Here is a 15,874-nt window from a genome sequence, read left to right as displayed (position 1 = left end):
CCGGGGCATGCATGCCCCGGAGATCCGATGACAGGTACGCCGGAGTCACCTTCGCCGTCCGTTGAGCGCCCGTCGTCCGGTCCTATGACGTGCGACGGGCGCCGAGCGTGCGGCGGATGCCGTAGGCGGCTGCTCCGATGGCCAGGACTGCGGCACCGGAGACCACCGAGGAAGCAGGCAAGGCGCAGGCCAGGACCAGACACCCTGCCAGGCCGATGACGGGAATGATCCGTGCGGGGCAGCCCTCGGCGGCGGTGAGTGTCCAGGCTGAGGCGTTCGCGACGGCGTAGTAGGCCAGCACTCCGAAGGAGGAGAAGCCGATCGCCTCGCGAACGTCCACGGTCGCGGCGAGGACTGCCACCACGGCACAGACCGCGAGTTCCGCCCGATGGAGCACCTGGTGCCGAGGATGAACAGCTGCCAGGGCATGTGGCAGGTGCCGGTCGCGGGCCATGGCGAGAGTCGTACGGGACACACCGAGTATCAGCGCCAGCAGCGAGCCGAGCGCCGCCACCGCGGCACCGACGCCCACGACCGGGACCAGCCACTCCGCGCCCGCGACTCGTGCGGCATCCGACATCGGCGCGGTCGCGCCCGCCAGCCTCTCGGGACCCATCACCATCAGGACGGCAACGGCCACCGCGGTGTAGACGACCAGGGTGAGACCGAGTGCGACGGGGATGGCTCGGGGGATCGTACGGGCAGGATCGCGGACCTCCTCACCGAGAGTGGCGATGCGTGCGTACCCCGCGAACGCGAAGAACAGCAGCCCCGCTGCTTGGAGCACGCCGGCGAAATCGGCATCCGAGCCGGTGTTCAGACGAACGGCGTCAGCCTCGCCGGAAGCAAGCGTGGCGACGACCAGTGCTGCCAGGACCGCGAGGACGACCGCGACGATGGCCCGGGTCAGCCAGGCCGACTTCTGCATCCCCGCACAGTTCACCGCCGTCAGCGCCACCACAGCCGCTACCGCGACCGCGTGCGCCTGACCGGGCCACAGGTATGTGCCGACCGTGAGGGCCATGGCCGCGCAGGAAGCGGTCTTCCCGATGACGAAGCCCCAGCCGGCCAGGTAGCCCCAGAAGTTGCCAAGACGTTCGCGACCGTAGACGTAGGTGCCTCCGGAGGCCGGATAGCGCGCGGCGAGCCGTGCTGAGGATGTCGCATTGCAGTAGGCGACCACCGCGGCCAGGCCCAGACCGAGCAGTAGCCCGGCTCCGGCCGCCTCCGCCGCCGGAGCCAGCGCGGCCGAAGATGCCTGCGCCGATCATCGCGCCCAGACCGACGACCACCGCGTCGAGCACGCCGAGCTGGCGCCGCAGCTGCTGCGGCATCGCCACGGCTGACGGCTGCTTGCCCACTGCCCAACTCCTCAGGTGACACAGTCGTATGCAGGCAACGGGTAGCGATATCGGTAGACGATATATGAGGATCGGGATCCGGTTCCGTCACAGGTGCACGCCTCACGACCGGGGCACCCGCTGATTTTGGTCCAGCGGCTGTGGCCGCACCATGCATGTGGTCGCTGACACCCGGTGACGTGAACGCAGCACTCGCGATTACTCTCGGGCGCACACCGAAACAAGAGGGGGCGGTCTCATGGCACGCATACGGCGAGCGAGCAGACTGATAGTGACAGGCATTGCGGTAGTCGCTGTCACCGCAGTGGCAGCGGGTTTGTATCTGTTTCAGCCGTGGAAACTGTGGCAGGACGAGACAGTGCTGGAGTCCTTGCCCTCGCCAGCAGCCACAATGCCCGCAGAGCCGGCCTCGCCCGGTGAGAGCCCGGCGGTACCTGCGGGACCGCTGACCGTTGCTGCGGGAAAGTTCATCAGTCATGAGCACACCACGACCGGGACCGTGAAGATCGTCCGGCTGGTGGATGGCACGTATACGCTGCGGCTGGAGAACCTTGATACCAGTAACGGACCCGACCTTCACGTGTGGCTGACCGATGCGCCAGTGAAAGAGGGCAGGGACGGCTGGGAAGTCTTCGATGACGGCGAGTACATCAGTCTCGGCAAACTCAAAGGCAACAAGGGAAACCAGAACTACACCCTCCCCGCCGATGCAGAGCTCTCCGATTACACCAGCGTGAGTGTGTGGTGCGCCCGCTTCAGCGTCTCCTTCGGCGCCGCGGAATTCACCAAGGTCTGATCGGCAGACGAGAGTGGTCCGGTCGGAAGGGAAGCGCGGCGGTCGCGGCCAGGCTGCGAGGAGAAGGCCGCTGTTCTTCTCACAGAAGGACGAGGCAACTCCAGCCCTCTCCGAGAGGGCTGGAGTTGCGCCTTCCTCATCACGGAGTTCTCCTCGCCGGGACTTCGGGGAGAGGTGACAGGCGGGCCCGGGGCCCGGCCAGTGTCATGACCATCGTCAGGCCTCCTCCAGGGGTGTCCTCAGCAGTGACTGTGCCGCCCATGGCCTCGATGAAACCGCGGGCGACGGCGAGGCCCAGGCCTACTCCGGCACCGCGTGGTGCGTCACCGTGCCTCTGGAAGGGTGCAAACGCCGACTCCCTGGCCTCGGCGGGTATACCGGGTCCGTGGTCCGCGACGCGCACCTCTACCCGATCGCCGACCATGCAGGCCGACACCACGACAGGGGCCCCGTCCGGGCTGAACTTCACGGCGTTCTCGACGATGTTGGCCACAGCCCGCTCCAACAGTCCTCGGTCGACCTCGATCATCGGTAGGGACTCGGGGATGCTCAGGACGACGCTGCCCCCGGGCACACCGCCCAGCACCATGGGCAACACCTCATCCAGGTCGGTCTCCCGCATCAGTGGAATGACGGTTTCCGTCTGCAGGCGTGACATGTCGAGGAGGTTGCCGACCAACAGGTCGAGGCGGTCGGCGCCTTCTTCGATGCCGGCGAGGAGCTCGGCCCGGTCTTCGCACGACCATGCGACGTCATCTGCCCGCAGCGAGGTCACCGCGGCCTTCACCGAGGCGAGAGGGGTGCGCAGGTCGTGACTGACCGCAGCGAGAAGGGCAGTGCGGATCTTGTTGCCCTCGGCGATCCTTCGTGACTCCGCGGCCTCGCCGACCAGCCGTCCGCGGTGGAGTACGACTGCGGCCTGTGAGGCGAAGGCTCCGAGAACGCGTCGGTCCTCGGCAGGGAGGACGCGTCCGGTCAGTGCCATGGCCAGGTGGTCGTTGACGTGTATGTCGACGTCCGCGTCCTCAGGGCGGGAGACGGCCAGGCCGGGACCGACGCTGCTCACACAGACCCAGGGGCCTACGGCGCTCTGCCGTTCGAGGAGAGCCACGGACTCCACGGCGAAGGTCTCCCGCACCCTGTCGAGCAGAGCCTCCAGGCTGTTGCCACCCCGCAGCACGCTGCCGGCCAAGTGCGACAGAGTTTCGGACTCGTTACGCAGCTGGGCGGCTTCCCGGGCCCTGCGTGCGGCTGAGCCCACGATCGACGCCACCGAAACGGCCACAACCAGGAAGACCGCCAAGGCGACGGTATTCTCGGGATCCGCGATGGTCCACGTGTTCAGCGGCGGCGTGAAGTACCAGCTCAGGAGCAGGAAGCCGACGGCGACCGAGGCGAGAGCAGGTGGCAGCCCGCCCAGGAGTGCCGCCCCGATGGTCAGGGTCAGGAAGAGAAGCAGGTCGTTGGCCAGCCCCGGGCCGCTGCCGAACGCAGTCAGAACACCAGTGAGCAGGAGAGGGCCGAGCACTCCGACCAGCCAGCCCGCGAGGACGCGTCGGCCGGTCAGGCCGCGTCGCTGGGGCGAGGGAGGACGCCTGCCCCGGCCGATCGCATCATGGGTGACTATGTGGACGTCCAGATCGGGACCTGACTCCCTGGCGACCGTGGCACTGGTTCCGGGGCCGGAGAGGTTCTGCCAGGAACGACGGCGGCTGGCACCAAGGACGATCTGGGTGGCGTTGACACCTCGCGAGAACGCGAGCAGCGCGGAAGGAACGTCGTCGCCGATGACGTGGTGGAAGGTGCCCCCCAGGTCTTCGACGAGGCTCCGCTGGATCGCCAGCTCCTCAGGGGAGGCTGATGCGAGGCCGTCGCTGCGGGCGACGTAGACGGCCAGTACCTTGCCACCGGCCCCCTTCTCCGCGAGCCGGGAAGCCCTCCGGATCAGCGTCCGGCCCTCGCGTCCGCCGGTCAGTCCCACGACGATGCGCTCGCGAGACCGCCACATCGCCGAGAGCTGGTGGTCCGTACGGTACTGATTCAGGTGCTCGTCGACACGGTCGGCCACCCACAGCAGAGCAAGTTCACGCAGAGCCGTGAGATTGCCGGGCCGGAAGTAGTTCGCCAGTGCAGCTTCGATCTTGTCCGGTTCGTAGATGTTCCCGTGGGCCATACGGCGGCGCAGAGCCTCCGGGGCCATGTCGACCAACTCGATCTGTGCGGCGCGCCGAACGACCTCGTCGGGAACCGTCTCGCGTTGCCGGACACCGATGATCGATGCGACGACATCCCCCAGAGACTCCAGATGCTGGATGTTCGCCGTCGATATGACATCGATACCCGCGGCCAGCAGCTCCTCCACGTCCTGCCAGCGCTTTGTGTTGCGCGAGCCGGGAATGTTGGTGTGGGGCAGCTCGTCCACCAAGGCCACTGCAGGCATGCGGGCCAGGACCGCGTCTACGTCCATCTCGGGGAACGTCCTGCCGCGGTAGTCGATCTCGCGTCGTGGGATCTGCTCCAGGCCGAGCAGCATGGCTTGTGTAAGGGAGCGGCCGTGGTCCTCGACCAAGGCAACCACGCAGTCCGTGCCCCGCTCGACTCGGCGGTGCGCCTCGGCGAGCATGGCGTAGGTCTTGCCGACTCCTGGTGCGGCGCCGAGGTAGATACGAAGCCTGCCGCGTCCCATGCGTGATCTCTCGTGCGGAAGCCGGTGAAGCCCTTTGCCTACCGAGGTTCCCGATCACTCCGTTGCCGACCTGGTTTTTCAGCGCAAGGCCGAGACACGGGAAACATCGAGGCGTACAGGCGAACCGGGGTCCCTATCGAACATCATGTTCGGCACAACTCCTACGCCTGTTGACGGAGCCCATACGGGAATCGCGGCACTCTTGACGCTTTCCATACGAGGAAGAGTTTGGAACGGTGTGGCCTGCCTCGTGTCACAGCGCTTCGAGAGGCCGACCCGGACCGCCTCTACTGGAGTTCGCTGAAGCGTTCGGTAGCCCGGGTGCGTCCGGCGACGATGATGGTGTCGTCCGCTTCCACGACGGTCTCAGGGGTCGCGTAGGTGAAACCCTCACCAGGACGCTTGATGGCGACGACGGTGATGCCGTAACGCGAGCGGACTGCGCTGTTGGCCAGGGGCAGCCCGATGATATCGGCGGGGGGGTTGGTCTTGACCATGGCGAAGTCGTCCTCGAACTCGATGTAGTCGAGCATGCGGCCCCGCACGAGGTGGGCGACGCGCTGGCCCATGTCGTGCTCGGGGTGGACGACGTGGTGGACACCGAGCTGGGTGAGAATGCGGCCGTGAGCCTCGCTGGTGGCCTTGGCCCAGACGTTCTCGATGCCGAAGGAGATCAGCAGCGAGGCGGTGAGGATACTGGCTTCGAGGTCGGTGCCGATGGCGACGACGGCACGGTCGAACTCGTGCACTCCCAGCTGGCGCAGGGCGTCCTCCTTGGTGGAGTCGGCCCGTACAGCGTGGGTGAGAGAGCCGGAGAGCGCCTGGACCACTTCGGCGTCCTCGTCGATGCCGAGGACCTCGGTGTCCTCGTCGACCAGCTCCAGGGCCAGGGCGCGGCCGAAGCGGCCGAGGCCGATGACGACGACGGAGCCCTGGGTGCCTGTACGGCGTTTCTTGGGGGCGGTCTTCCTAGCCAATGATGGGTCTCTCCTCGGGGAGGTCGTACAGGCGTACACGGCTGCGCAGGGCGAGGGCGGAGGCGACGGTGATGGGGCCGAGCCGGCCGATGAACATCAGCGCGATCAGCAAGAGCTGCAGGCCGAGGGGTAGGTCGGCGGTGATGCCGGTGGACAGGCCGACCGTGGCGAACGCCGAGGTGACTTCGAACAGCGACTGGTCCAGGTTGTGGTCGGAGAACACCATGAAGGCCACAGTGGTGCCGGCGACGGCGGCGACGGACAGCAGTACCACGGTCAGTGCCTGACGCTGGAGGTCACCGTGCAGGCGGCGGTTGAAGATGTTGACCGCGCCCTCGCCTCGGATCTCGGCGTATATGACGAAGAAGAGCACGGCGAAGGTGGTGACCTTGATGCCGCCGGCGGTGCCGGCGCTCGCTCCGCCGATGAACATCAGCACGTCCGTGCCCAGCCAGCTCGCTGGGAACATCTGAGAGGTGTCGAGGCTGTTGAACCCGGCGGTACGGGGCATGACGCCCTGGAAGAATCCGGCCAGCAGTTTCCCGGGTACGTTCAGGGGGCCCAGTGTGGCGGGGTTGGACCACTCGATCGCGGTGATGAAGGCACTGCCGCCGATCAGGAAGACACCGGTGGCCCACAGCACGATCTTGGTGTGCAGGGACCAGGCCCGCGGCTTGCGGAAACGGCGGCGCAGCTCGAACAGGACAGGGAAACCCAGTCCTCCGGCGATGACCGCCATCGCGATGGGCAGGCAGATCCAGGGGTCGGTGACGAAGCTCATGAGGTTGTCGGAGTACAGGGCGAAACCGGCGTTGTTGAACGCTGAGACGGCGTGGAAGACCCCCAGCCACGCCGCACGGGGCCAGGGCTCCTCGTAGGTGGTGGCGAACCGCAGGGCCAGCACCAGTGCGGTGATGGCCTCCAGCAGGAGGCTGACCTTGACCACACCGGTCACCACCGAGCGGACGTCGCCCAGGCCCAGGGTTTTGGTTTCCGCGGCGGCTGTCATGCGCGCTTTGAGGCCGATGCGATGGGAGATCAGCAGCACCAGGAGGGATGCGAAAGTCATGATGCCGAAGCCGCCCACTTGGATGAGCCCCAGAATCACGGCCTGTCCGAAACCGCTCCAGTACTCGGGTGTGTCGACCACGATCAGACCGGTCACGCACACGGCGGACGTGGAGGTGAACAACGCCTCCACCAAACCAGCACCACCTGGCCCCGCCTTGGCAACCGGCAGCATCAGTAGCCCGGCACCGGCGATCACGGCCGCGGCGAAGCCGGCCACGACGACTTGGGCCGGGTGCCGAAATCGCGGCCACCAAGGCCTCACCACCGCACACTCCCAGCCGCACGATCAGGAAAGCTGATTGTTGTCACTGGAGGACGATAGATAATCTTGACGTCCTTAGCGACGGCAGCCCCCGCCTTTCGTCCTCTGCGGGATCTAGGCTTGCGTCGTGCTCATCCGAATCAACCCCCACCTCCGCGACCATCCCAGCCCCGTGAGGGCTACCGGGGCGACCGGGTGAGGCGCCCGAACTTCGCCCGGGACCTGCGGCGCACGGAGTACATCCTGGTCTTGGCCGCTGTGGTTCTCATCGCGGCCGGGGCTGCCGGTGAGTCATGGTGGCTGCTGGGCGCGGGCGTGTGGGCCCTGATCGCCGGGGGCCTGATCGAAGTGATCTATCGGCCGTGACAGACTCCGCCGGGCGGTGCGCGCGGCACTGCTCGTAGCGGCGACGAGCCCGCCGCCCTTCCTCGCTTGAACAGGGCTTGATGATTCTGGTCCGCAGCCCTTGCGCCGCGTTAGACGAGATCAGGGGGTTGCTCCGCCTTCTCCTGTCAGGGAACACTGCGCCAGAGCCTCGAGGCAAGCGTCGGACCGTCACTCCTGCTGTGAGTCGTACTGGTCCCGCCATCTGTCGATCAGCGCGGCCATCTCGCGCTGCATGAAGCCGTAGAAGTCCTGCATCTCGTCGAGGCGGCGGCCGACAACCGTCTCCTTGCCCGCGATCTTGATGCCCCCGGCGGCGGCGTCCCACATGCTGGCGAGAAGCGTGTTCTGGTTTCCCATAAGGGTGGCCCAGGCGTGTTCGCGAAAGCGGTAGTGGTCACGGCGGCTGCCGGGAGCCGGTGCACGTTCGATCATGCCGGTAGGGATGAGCTGGTTGACGGCGCCCGACACTGCACCGGAGCTGATCTGCAGGGCGTCGCACAGATCGCCCGCGGTCATGGTTTCCAGCCGGCTGAAGAGCAGGGCCGTCATCACCCGGGCCGTGGTCTTCTGCATGCCGGCCTGGGACAGGGTCAGGGCCAGTCTCTCCGCTTGCTCGCGCAGCTGTGCGTCAGTGTCCCCCGTGTCGCCCACGTCCGGCCTCCTCGATGCGGCAGATCTCCATCATACATATAAACCTTAACACTCAGAGTGTTTATAGATCTCTGAAACTAGGCTATGTTCTGAGCATGGAGAATGTGATCGAGCTCCGGGAGCTCACCAAGACGTACGGCAGCCGCCGCGGCCTGACGGGCCTCAGCCTCGATGTGGTTCAGGGTGAGGTGTTCGGCTTCCTCGGTCCCAACGGGGCGGGCAAGTCCACCACGATCCGCTTGCTCCTCGATCTCATCCGCCCTACCGGGGGCAGCGCCTCCGTTCTGGGGCTTGACCCGAGGAGCGAGGGGGTCGAGCTGAGGCGGCGCGTCGGATACCTGGCGGGCGACTTCGTCTGCGACGGTCGCCAGAACGTTCGTAGTTACCTCCGCTTCCTGGCGCAGCTGCGCGGCGGAGTTCCCCAGGCGCGGATCGATGACCTGGCCGACCGGCTCGGTCTGGATCAGAGCGCGAAGATCAAGAAGCTTTCGAAGGGGAACAGGCAGAAGGTCGGCCTCGTGCAGGCGTTCATGCACACGCCGGAACTCCTCGTCCTCGACGAGCCCAGTTCCGGTCTCGACCCCCTGGTTCAGCAGACCTTCCTCGACATGGTCGGGGAGGCGGCCGCGGGTGGCCAGACGGTTTTCATGTCGAGCCACATCATGAGCGAAGTGGAGGCCGTCGCGGACCGGGTCGGCATCATTCGTGACGGGCACCTCGTGGCCCTCGACGCCGTGGCGAACCTCCGTACCGGCGTCGTCTGTGACATTCAGGTGACCTTCGGGGCGAGCGTGCCGGCGAACGCGTTCGACGGCCTGCCGGGCGGCGAACGCCTGCGGCTGGACGAGTCGGGCACGAAGGTCACGGGCCAGGTTTCGGGCAGCCCCGATGCCCTCGTCAAGGCCCTCGCCCGCTACACGGTCACCAGTCTGCGCGCGTCGGAGCCCGCTCTCGACGAGCTCTTCCACTCGTACTACGAGGGTGCCGAAGCGGCACCGCGTACCGAGTCTGCGCCCATCGCCTGACCAGGCACCAGAACGACGTTGCACTTCGGTATGGAAGGAACCACCCCATGAGCACCGCGATCCTCACCAAAACACTGTCGGACAGCCGCCGGGCGCTGATCGGCTGGGCTGTCGGCACGGCCCTGGTCGGCATGGTGTACGCCAGCACCTACCCGACTCAGCGCGAGAACACCGAGACCATTCCCGAGGCTCTCCGCCAGAGCCTCAACGTCGACGGGACTGCGGCCGGCTATCTGCAGGCGACGGTGTTCGGGATCATCGTCCCCCTGCTTGCGATGATCTACGGCATCACGATGGGAGCCCGAGCCGTGGCCGGCGATGAGGAGTCCGGACAGCTCGACCTGCTGCTCGCCCATCCGATCACCCGGACCCAGCTCGCCCTCCAGCGCTTCGGTGCACTCGTGGCAGGCGCCTTCGGCATTTCGGCCCTGGTCTGGCTCGCTGTCCTCGCTGTCCGCGACAGTGCCGAACTGACCAGTGTCACACCGGTCGACTTCCTGGCCCAGTGTCTGAACCTGGCACTCCTCGCGATCACCTTCGGGGCGTTGGCCCTCGGTATCGGCGCGGCTGTGGGCCGGCGCGCAGTCGTTCTCGTGGTCGCCGCTGTCGTGGGGGTCCTTGCCTACACGGCCAACACCTTCGCCGTCCAGCTCGGTGCCGACTGGCTCGTCCACCTCTCCCCGTTCCACTACTACATCGGCGGCGAACCGCTGAGGAACGGCTTCCAGTGGGGCGACGCGGCAGTTATGGCCGTTGCCTCGCTCGTCTTCGTCGGAGCCGGACTCCTCCGCTTCAACAACCGCGACGTGAACAGCTGACCCATCGAGACACAGGCCGTCCGGACATGTTGCTGGGGTCGAGTCTGGGGCGGACCCGGGTGTGTCTCCGGACAGGCAGCAGTCAAGCTGCCCATGACGTGCCCGACTCCTCAGGCGAGAAAGGTGATGGTGTGTCGGCCATCGACAGCGAGATAGCTCCGCAGCCCAACGTGAACGACCCGGCGATCTACGACTGGTACCGCACCATGCGGGACGACCACCCGGTACATCAGGACCCGGCCACGGGCTGGTGGGTGGTGTACCGCTACTCGGACGCGCGAAATGTCCTGACGAATCCGGGAACCTTCTCCTCGGAAATGCACCGGATGGGGTTCCCCGAATCGGGCCTGGAGAGCCTTCCGCAGATGGACCCGCCCCGTCACACCCGAGTCCGGAGGATCCTGGGCACCACCTTCACGCCGGGTTCCATCGCTGCCTATGAGCCGCAGATCGTACGGATCACCAACGAGATCCTGGACGGCTTCGGCGACCGGGACCGGATCGACCTCGTGGCGGACCTCGCGTACACGGTCCCTATCGCCGTCATCCTGGAGATCCTCGGGCTGCCTGCCGAGGACCGCCACCGGTTCTACGACTGGGCCCGGAAGGTCATGAGCGTCACGCCGGAGGAGATGGCGCAGGAGGGGTATCTGGAAGCTCTGGGTGAACTCCAGCAGGAAGCCATCGGTTACCTCCGTGAGAAGGTGCGCGAGCGCAAGAACAAGCCAGGCGACGACATGCTGACGCGGCTCGCCAACGCAGAGCTCGACGGCGATCGGCTCACCGAGGACGAGACGGTGAACTTCGCCAACGTGATGTTTGCCGGCGGGCATATCAGCACGACGATGACCGTCGCCAATGCAGTGGACCTGCTGGACCTGAACCCGAAGGCACAGGCCGAGGTACGGGCCGACCGCAGCCTGATCGGACCGGCCGTCGAAGAGGTGCTTCGCCACCGGCCACCGATCACGACCGGGCTCAGGGCGTCGACCCGCGAGGTGGAGGTGGCAGGAGTGACCATTCCCGCCAACCAGCACGTCGCCGCCAGCTTCTGTTCGGCCAACCGGGACGAGCGGCAGTTCCCCGACCCGGAGGCGTTCGACATCCACCGCAACAGCGAAGGGCGCCACTTCGGCTTCGGATTCGGCACCCACCACTGCATCGGAAACGCCTTGGGGCGCCTGGAGACACGTCTCGTCCTAGGAGTGCTTTTCGACCGCTTCAAGGACATCGGCGTGGATCGCGACGGTGATCTCGCTTGGGCCATCCCTCCCCAGATGGTCGGCTTCGACAAGCTTCCGGTTGCCCTGAGTCGTGTCTGACACCCACTCAAGAAATGCCCCCCGTGACTGAGCCTTTTCCAACCTGAAGCCGCAGGTCACGGGGGCGTGGGACGGGGCGGGGCGCTCGGGCCGGGCGGGTCCTTGATCGACAGCAGGTGACGGTTCGCCAGCGGGAGAATTGCGCTGACACCTGGATCGTGCTGCTCTTTCGTGTGCCCTACCAGTATGTGGCCGGTCCCGTGACGACCCAGCCGGCGTCGGTGGGCCTGACCCAGAAGCCCAATGCCACCTCGATCATCTGCGCGCGGTAGGTGATCTCAACGTTGACATGACTGCCGGTATGGCCCCAGCGGAAGTCCGCGAGATCGAGTTCGCCGAGCCAGGACAGGTCCTGCTCCCACTCGTCGGCAGCAGGGCTGCCGCTCGCCTCGTCCTCATCGGCGCTCGCTTCGACGGAACCGGTCCACAGCGCCTTGAGCACATGCCGGACGGGGTAGTGATCGATGAGTTGTTCGGCCTCAGGGATCCTCCCGGCTCGGAGCAGGCTGAAGTAGCGGCGAACGACCGCTTCGGCGTCGGTCCTGGCAGGGCGCTCCGTCCAGATCTTCACCGCGAGATCATACGAGTTCGCTGACGCCACTGAGCGGTTTCACCCTGGACATCGCGCGCGGTGGGGGCTGGCTGCCCCTTCGGGCTGTATCTCGGCTGCCCCTCTGTCCCTTGTCTCATACACACAGCCGATGGAGACAGCACTGATCCTCAGCGGCAGCGGGGGCGCGCTGCTCATCTTGATCATCGTCACCGTGCTGCTGCTTGGTGGCCGCCGAGTGCGGCGCGGCCGGAAAGTCGGCCGCTACCCATACCGTGCCAGGCCCAACGGCACCTACGACAACTCGTCGACGGGCAGTCCCCATTGAGCTTTTCCAACCTCCCGCGTCAGTTGGGCAGTTGGCCTGACAGACGGATGAAGCCCCTGGTAGATGGGTTTTCGACCAAGAGAACCGTCTCCACCAGGGGCTTCGCATGCTTGTCTACCTGTACGGCGTCGACGTGTCCAGCTCTGCCCTTCGTTTCCTCGCCGCCCGCCTGAGGGAACGCCGTCGCGCTCTCGGCACCCGATGGCGGCGCCTGAGCGCGGGCCGACAGGCACTGCTCGCCCTCGTCCACCTCCGCAACGGACAGCCCTATGCCCAGCTCGCGGCCGGTTTCGGGATCGGCACCACCACCGTCTACCGGTACGTCACCGAGGCCGTCGAGCTCCTGGCCGCCCTTGCCCCCACGCTCGCCGAAGCCATGCGGGCCGCGTCGATGACGGCGTACCTGATCCTGGACGGGACGCTTCTGCCGATCGACAGGATCGCCGCCGACCGGCCCTTCTACTCGGGCAAACACAAGAAGCACGGCATGAACGTGCAGGTCATAGCCGACCCGAAGGGCCGTGTCCTGTGGACGGCACCGGCCCTGGCCGGTGCCGTCCATGACGTCCGCGCCGCACGCGAGCACGGCATCATCGACGCTCTCGCTGAGGCCGGCATCAACTGCTGGGCGGACAAGGGCTACCAGGGTGCGGGCGGCACGGTCCGTCTCCCTTACCGCGGCCGATGGGACAGCCTTTGGGCCGGGCAGCAGGCCGTCAACCGGTCCCACGCAAGGGTCCGGGCACTGGTCGAACAGGCCATCGCCACCCTCAAGTCCTGGCGGCTCCTCCGTAAACTCCGGTGCTCGACGACCCGAATCACCAGCCTCGTCCAAGCCGTCCTCACCCTCCATCTGGCCAGCTCAGGCTGAGGATGGAAAAGGCTCACTATCTGCGTGTGCGGGTCACTGCCGACGCCGTGCACCGTCATCGCGACTGACGGTCGGTTCCACCGGAGACCGGCCGGGACGACAGCGCGCGGCGCCAGACGTGACCGGCACAGGGAGCCAGGTCCCGTGTCGGCCGTAAACCGAATCGCGGCCCGGATGCCGTAGATCCCGTGGGGCTTCCGTCGGAGAGGCGCACACCGGGGCAGGGGGCGGGAGAGTGCAGTCTGGAGCGTTGCGGTGTGCGTCGACCGGCGAATCCAGGCAGGGTGGTCAGACTTTCAGTTCCGGTGCGCTGCCTGCGCTACCCGCCATGGCCACGTAGATGGTGTTGGTCGAGGTGCCGCCGCGCAGCGGGTTGGGGAACTCCACCACGTGGGCAGCGACGTTCTGGAAGCCGTTGGTGAGGAGGGAGACGAAGTCGTCGTCCGGCGGGTCGTTGGACCACAGGGCGAAGACGCCTCCGGGGTGCAGGTGGCGGGAAAGGGCGCTCAGGCCCTCCGGCTGGTAGAGAGCGGCATGGCTCGGGTGCAGCACGTGACGGGGGGAGTGGTCGACGTCCAGCAGGATGGCGTGGAAGAGGCGGCCCTCGGTCCGTGGGTCCAGTCCGTGGCCCTCCCGCACCATGGCGAAGAAGTCGCCGTGCACCAGTCGGCAGCGGTCGTCCGAGCCGAGCGCGGTGCCGAGCGGTACCAGGCCGCGTCGGTGCCAGTCGATGACCTCGCCGAGGGTGTCGACGACGATCAGGGAGCGGACGGCCGGCTCCCGAAGGGCGGCGTGTGCCGTGTACCCGAGGCCGAGGCCGCCGACGGCGACATCGAGGCCGGGGTGGCGCGCGAGGGGGGCGAGGCCCAGTCTGGCGAGGGCGATCTCGCCCTCGGTGAAGAGGCTGGACATCAGAAACTCGTCCCCGAGCTTCACCTCGTACACGTCGTCTCCCGACAACGGGTCGCGCCGGCGCCGCAGGCTGATGTCGCCGATCGGTGTCGGCTTCCAGTCGAGTTCCTCGAAGCGGGTGGTCATGGTGGGGGTCTCCTCCGGTCGGCGACGCTGTGTCAGGCGTCAATGACGACGGGGATGATCAGGGGCTTGCGGCGGTGGCTGCGGAAGGCCCAGGAGGCGACGGCGCGAGCGATGCGCTGTTCGAGCTGATGGTGGTCGCCGATGCCCTCTTGCGCCGCCGCGGCCAGGGTCTTCTCGATGAGCGGGATCACGGGCTCGAAGGTGGTGTCGTCGTGCTCGAATCCGCGGGCGAGGAAGTCGGGCGCCTCCGCAAGTGCTCCGGTGTCGGCGTCGACGATCGCCACGATGGTGACCACGCCCTCCTCCGCCAGGACGCGGCGGTCCTTCAGGGACGTCTCGGTCGCGCCTCCGACCGTCATGCCGTCGACGTACACGTAGCCGGCCGGGACCTTTCCGGTGATCGAGGCGCGCCCGTCGACGAGGTCGACGACGACACCGTCCTCGGCGATGATCACGCGGTCCGGTGCGACGCCGGTGCGGACGGCGAGGTCGGCGTTGGCCCGCATGTGCTTCCACTCGCCGTGGACGGGCATGACATGGCGGGGCTTGACGATGTTGTAGCAGTACACGAGTTCACCCGCGCTGGCGTGACCGGAGACGTGCACCTTGGCATTGCCCTTGTGGACGACGTTGGCACCCCAGCGGGTCAGCCCGTTGATCACCCGGTAGATGGCGTTCTCGTTGCCCGGGATGAGGGAGCTGGCGAGCAGGACGGTGTCGCCCTGACCGATGCGGATCGAGTGATCGCGGTTGGCCATGCGGGAGAGGGCGGCCATCGGTTCGCCCTGTGAGCCCGTGCAGACCAGGGTGATCTTGTGGTCGGGCAGCTTCTCCAGCTCCCTTGCCTCGACCACGAGGCCCGGCGGCGTCCGCAGATAGCCCAGTTCGCGGGCGATGCCCATGTTGCGGACCATGGACCGGCCCACAAATGCGACCTTCCGACCGTGCTGGTGGGCGGCGTCGAGGACCTGCTGGATGCGGTGGACGTGGCTGGCGAAGCTGGAGACGATGACCCGGCGCGGGGCGGTCCGCATGACGTGCTCGATGGCGGGGTTCAGCTCGCGCTCGGACGTGGTGAAACCGGGCACCTCGGCGTTGGTGGAGTCGGTGAGGAACAGGTCGACGCCCTCCTCGCCGAGCCGGGCGAAGGCGCGCAGGTCGGTGATGCGGTCGTCCAGAGGGAACTGGTCCATCTTGAAGTCACCGGTGTGCAGGACCATCCCGGCACCGGTGCGGATGGCGACCGCGAGGCCGTCGGGGATGGAGTGATTGACCGCCACGAACTCGCAGCCGAAGGGCCCGAAGTCGCGCCGTTCCCCTTCCTTCACCCGCACGGTGACGGGCTTGATGTGGTGCTCCTTGAGCTTGGCCTCAAGGAAGGCGAGCGTCAGCTTCGAGCCGATGACCGGGATGTCCCGGCGCTCTCGCAGGAGGTAGGGCACGCCCCCAATGTGGTCCTCGTGTCCGTGCGTGAGGACCAGACCGACGACATCGTGCAGACGGTCGCGGATCGAGGTGAAGTCGGGCAGGATCACGTCGACGCCGGGCTGGGTCTCCTCGGGGAACAGCACGCCGCAGTCGACGATCAGCAGTTTGCCGGCGTACTCGAAGACGGTCATGTTGCGACCGATCTCACCGAGACCGCCCAGGGCGACGACCCTCAGCCCTCCTGCGACCAGGGCAGGAGCGGGCTTCAGATCAGGATGTGGATGGCTCATACGCTGACGCTAC

General features: G+C 67.0%; 14 protein-coding genes and 1 pseudogene. 7 read left to right on the top strand and 8 right to left on the bottom strand.

Features of this window, described 5'->3' with window-relative positions; translation table 11 throughout:
* Nucleotides 1-82 precede the first annotated feature (82 nt).
* A pseudogene (locus tag ACK8N7_RS37975) lies at nt 83-1,334 on the bottom strand (APC family permease).
* A gap of 265 nt (nt 1,335-1,599) precedes the next feature.
* Here ACK8N7_RS37975 and ACK8N7_RS37970 point away from each other — a divergent pair.
* The gene (locus tag ACK8N7_RS37970) at nt 1,600-2,157 is read left to right on the top strand and encodes a DM13 domain-containing protein (protein WP_500446137.1); all 558 of its coding nucleotides are present in this window, start codon (nt 1,600-1,602) and stop codon (nt 2,155-2,157) included.
* Between the two features lie 139 nt (nt 2,158-2,296).
* Here the strand turns inward: ACK8N7_RS37970 and ACK8N7_RS37965 are convergent, their stop codons facing one another.
* The 3 genes from ACK8N7_RS37965 to ACK8N7_RS37955 form a co-directional block, all read right to left on the bottom strand.
* Nucleotides 2,297-4,843: an ATP-binding protein gene (locus ACK8N7_RS37965; RefSeq protein ID WP_500446135.1), complete on the bottom strand. Its 2,547-nt coding sequence runs from the start codon at nt 4,841-4,843 to the stop codon at nt 2,297-2,299.
* Nucleotides 4,844-5,130: 287 nt separating this feature from the next.
* Nucleotides 5,131-5,820, bottom strand: coding sequence for a potassium channel family protein (locus ACK8N7_RS37960; RefSeq protein WP_358376541.1), 690 nt, complete (start codon nt 5,818-5,820; stop codon nt 5,131-5,133).
* Nucleotides 5,813-7,024, bottom strand: a complete 1,212-nt coding sequence (locus ACK8N7_RS37955) for a TrkH family potassium uptake protein (protein ID WP_500446132.1) — start codon at nt 7,022-7,024, stop codon at nt 5,813-5,815. Before ACK8N7_RS37955 ends, ACK8N7_RS37960 begins: the two co-directional genes overlap by 8 nt.
* Before the next feature lie 324 nt (nt 7,025-7,348).
* Between ACK8N7_RS37955 and ACK8N7_RS37950 the strand changes: the two genes are divergently transcribed.
* Nucleotides 7,349-7,519 carry a hypothetical protein gene (locus tag ACK8N7_RS37950; protein ID WP_500446130.1) on the top strand — a complete coding sequence of 57 codons (171 nt, stop codon included), beginning with the start codon at nt 7,349-7,351 and terminating at the stop codon, nt 7,517-7,519.
* 189 nt (nt 7,520-7,708) lie between these two features.
* On the opposite strand, the gene ACK8N7_RS37945 is transcribed toward ACK8N7_RS37950, so the two are convergent.
* Nucleotides 7,709-8,113 carry a GbsR/MarR family transcriptional regulator gene (locus tag ACK8N7_RS37945; protein WP_500446221.1) on the bottom strand — a complete coding sequence of 135 codons (405 nt, stop codon included), beginning with the start codon at nt 8,111-8,113 and terminating at the stop codon, nt 7,709-7,711.
* Nucleotides 8,114-8,286: 173 nt separating this feature from the next.
* On the opposite strand from ACK8N7_RS37945, the gene ACK8N7_RS37940 reads away from it, so the two are divergent.
* From ACK8N7_RS37940 to ACK8N7_RS37930, 3 genes are all read left to right on the top strand, one after another.
* Nucleotides 8,287-9,216, top strand: a complete 930-nt coding sequence (locus ACK8N7_RS37940; protein WP_500441237.1) for an ABC transporter ATP-binding protein — start codon at nt 8,287-8,289, stop codon at nt 9,214-9,216.
* A 47-nt stretch (nt 9,217-9,263) separates the two neighbouring features.
* Entirely contained in the window at nt 9,264-10,034 is a 771-nt protein-coding gene (locus tag ACK8N7_RS37935) for an efflux permease Rv1217c-related protein (RefSeq protein WP_500441235.1), read from the top strand.
* A 131-nt stretch (nt 10,035-10,165) separates the two neighbouring features.
* Complete coding sequence (locus tag ACK8N7_RS37930; protein WP_500441233.1) at nt 10,166-11,356, top strand: cytochrome P450; 1,191 nt, start codon at nt 10,166-10,168, stop codon at nt 11,354-11,356.
* Between the two features lie 178 nt (nt 11,357-11,534).
* Here the strand turns inward: ACK8N7_RS37930 and ACK8N7_RS37925 are convergent, their stop codons facing one another.
* The gene (locus ACK8N7_RS37925) at nt 11,535-11,927 is read right to left on the bottom strand and encodes a hypothetical protein (RefSeq protein WP_403217745.1); all 393 of its coding nucleotides are present in this window, start codon (nt 11,925-11,927) and stop codon (nt 11,535-11,537) included.
* A gap of 130 nt (nt 11,928-12,057) precedes the next feature.
* Between ACK8N7_RS37925 and ACK8N7_RS37920 the strand changes: the two genes are divergently transcribed.
* Together ACK8N7_RS37920 and ACK8N7_RS37915 are read left to right on the top strand one after the other, a co-directional pair.
* Nucleotides 12,058-12,234, top strand: coding sequence for a hypothetical protein (locus ACK8N7_RS37920; protein ID WP_500446128.1), 177 nt, complete (start codon nt 12,058-12,060; stop codon nt 12,232-12,234).
* A 106-nt stretch (nt 12,235-12,340) separates the two neighbouring features.
* The gene (locus tag ACK8N7_RS37915) at nt 12,341-13,105 is read left to right on the top strand and encodes an IS5 family transposase (protein ID WP_500446127.1); all 765 of its coding nucleotides are present in this window, start codon (nt 12,341-12,343) and stop codon (nt 13,103-13,105) included.
* A 288-nt stretch (nt 13,106-13,393) separates the two neighbouring features.
* On the opposite strand, the gene ACK8N7_RS37910 is transcribed toward ACK8N7_RS37915, so the two are convergent.
* Both ACK8N7_RS37910 and ACK8N7_RS37905 read right to left on the bottom strand, forming a co-directional pair.
* Nucleotides 13,394-14,143 carry a polyamine aminopropyltransferase gene (locus tag ACK8N7_RS37910; RefSeq protein WP_500446125.1) on the bottom strand — a complete coding sequence of 250 codons (750 nt, stop codon included), beginning with the start codon at nt 14,141-14,143 and terminating at the stop codon, nt 13,394-13,396.
* A gap of 32 nt (nt 14,144-14,175) precedes the next feature.
* Nucleotides 14,176-15,861: a ribonuclease J gene (locus tag ACK8N7_RS37905; RefSeq protein ID WP_403217742.1), complete on the bottom strand. Its 1,686-nt coding sequence runs from the start codon at nt 15,859-15,861 to the stop codon at nt 14,176-14,178.
* Nucleotides 15,862-15,874: the final 13 nt, after the last annotated feature.

It is taken from the genome of Streptomyces griseobrunneus, assembly GCF_046713465.1.
Classification (GTDB): Bacteria; Actinomycetota; Actinomycetes; order Streptomycetales; family Streptomycetaceae; genus Streptomyces; species Streptomyces microflavus.
The sequence above is the reverse complement of the archived record's forward strand: the minus strand, read 5'-3'. Positions and strand labels throughout refer to the sequence as shown.

Bases quoted from the DNA above. Each gene is read 5' to 3' on its own strand.
- ACK8N7_RS37945 (WP_500446221.1), bottom strand. From the start codon at position 8,113: ATGCAGAAGACCACGGCCCGGGTGATGACGGCCCTGCTCTTCAGCCGG.
- ACK8N7_RS37905 (WP_403217742.1), bottom strand. From the start codon at position 15,861: ATGAGCCATCCACATCCTGATCTGAAGCCCGCTCCTGCCCTGGTCGCA.
- ACK8N7_RS37970 (WP_500446137.1), top strand. From the start codon at position 1,600: ATGGCACGCATACGGCGAGCGAGCAGACTGATAGTGACAGGCATTGCG.
- ACK8N7_RS37920 (WP_500446128.1), top strand. From the start codon at position 12,058: ATGGAGACAGCACTGATCCTCAGCGGCAGCGGGGGCGCGCTGCTCATC.
- ACK8N7_RS37915 (WP_500446127.1), top strand. From the start codon at position 12,341: ATGCTTGTCTACCTGTACGGCGTCGACGTGTCCAGCTCTGCCCTTCGT.
- ACK8N7_RS37935 (WP_500441235.1), top strand. From the start codon at position 9,264: ATGAGCACCGCGATCCTCACCAAAACACTGTCGGACAGCCGCCGGGCG.
- ACK8N7_RS37965 (WP_500446135.1), bottom strand. From the start codon at position 4,843: ATGGGACGCGGCAGGCTTCGTATCTACCTCGGCGCCGCACCAGGAGTC.
- ACK8N7_RS37940 (WP_500441237.1), top strand. From the start codon at position 8,287: ATGGAGAATGTGATCGAGCTCCGGGAGCTCACCAAGACGTACGGCAGC.
- ACK8N7_RS37910 (WP_500446125.1), bottom strand. From the start codon at position 14,143: ATGACCACCCGCTTCGAGGAACTCGACTGGAAGCCGACACCGATCGGC.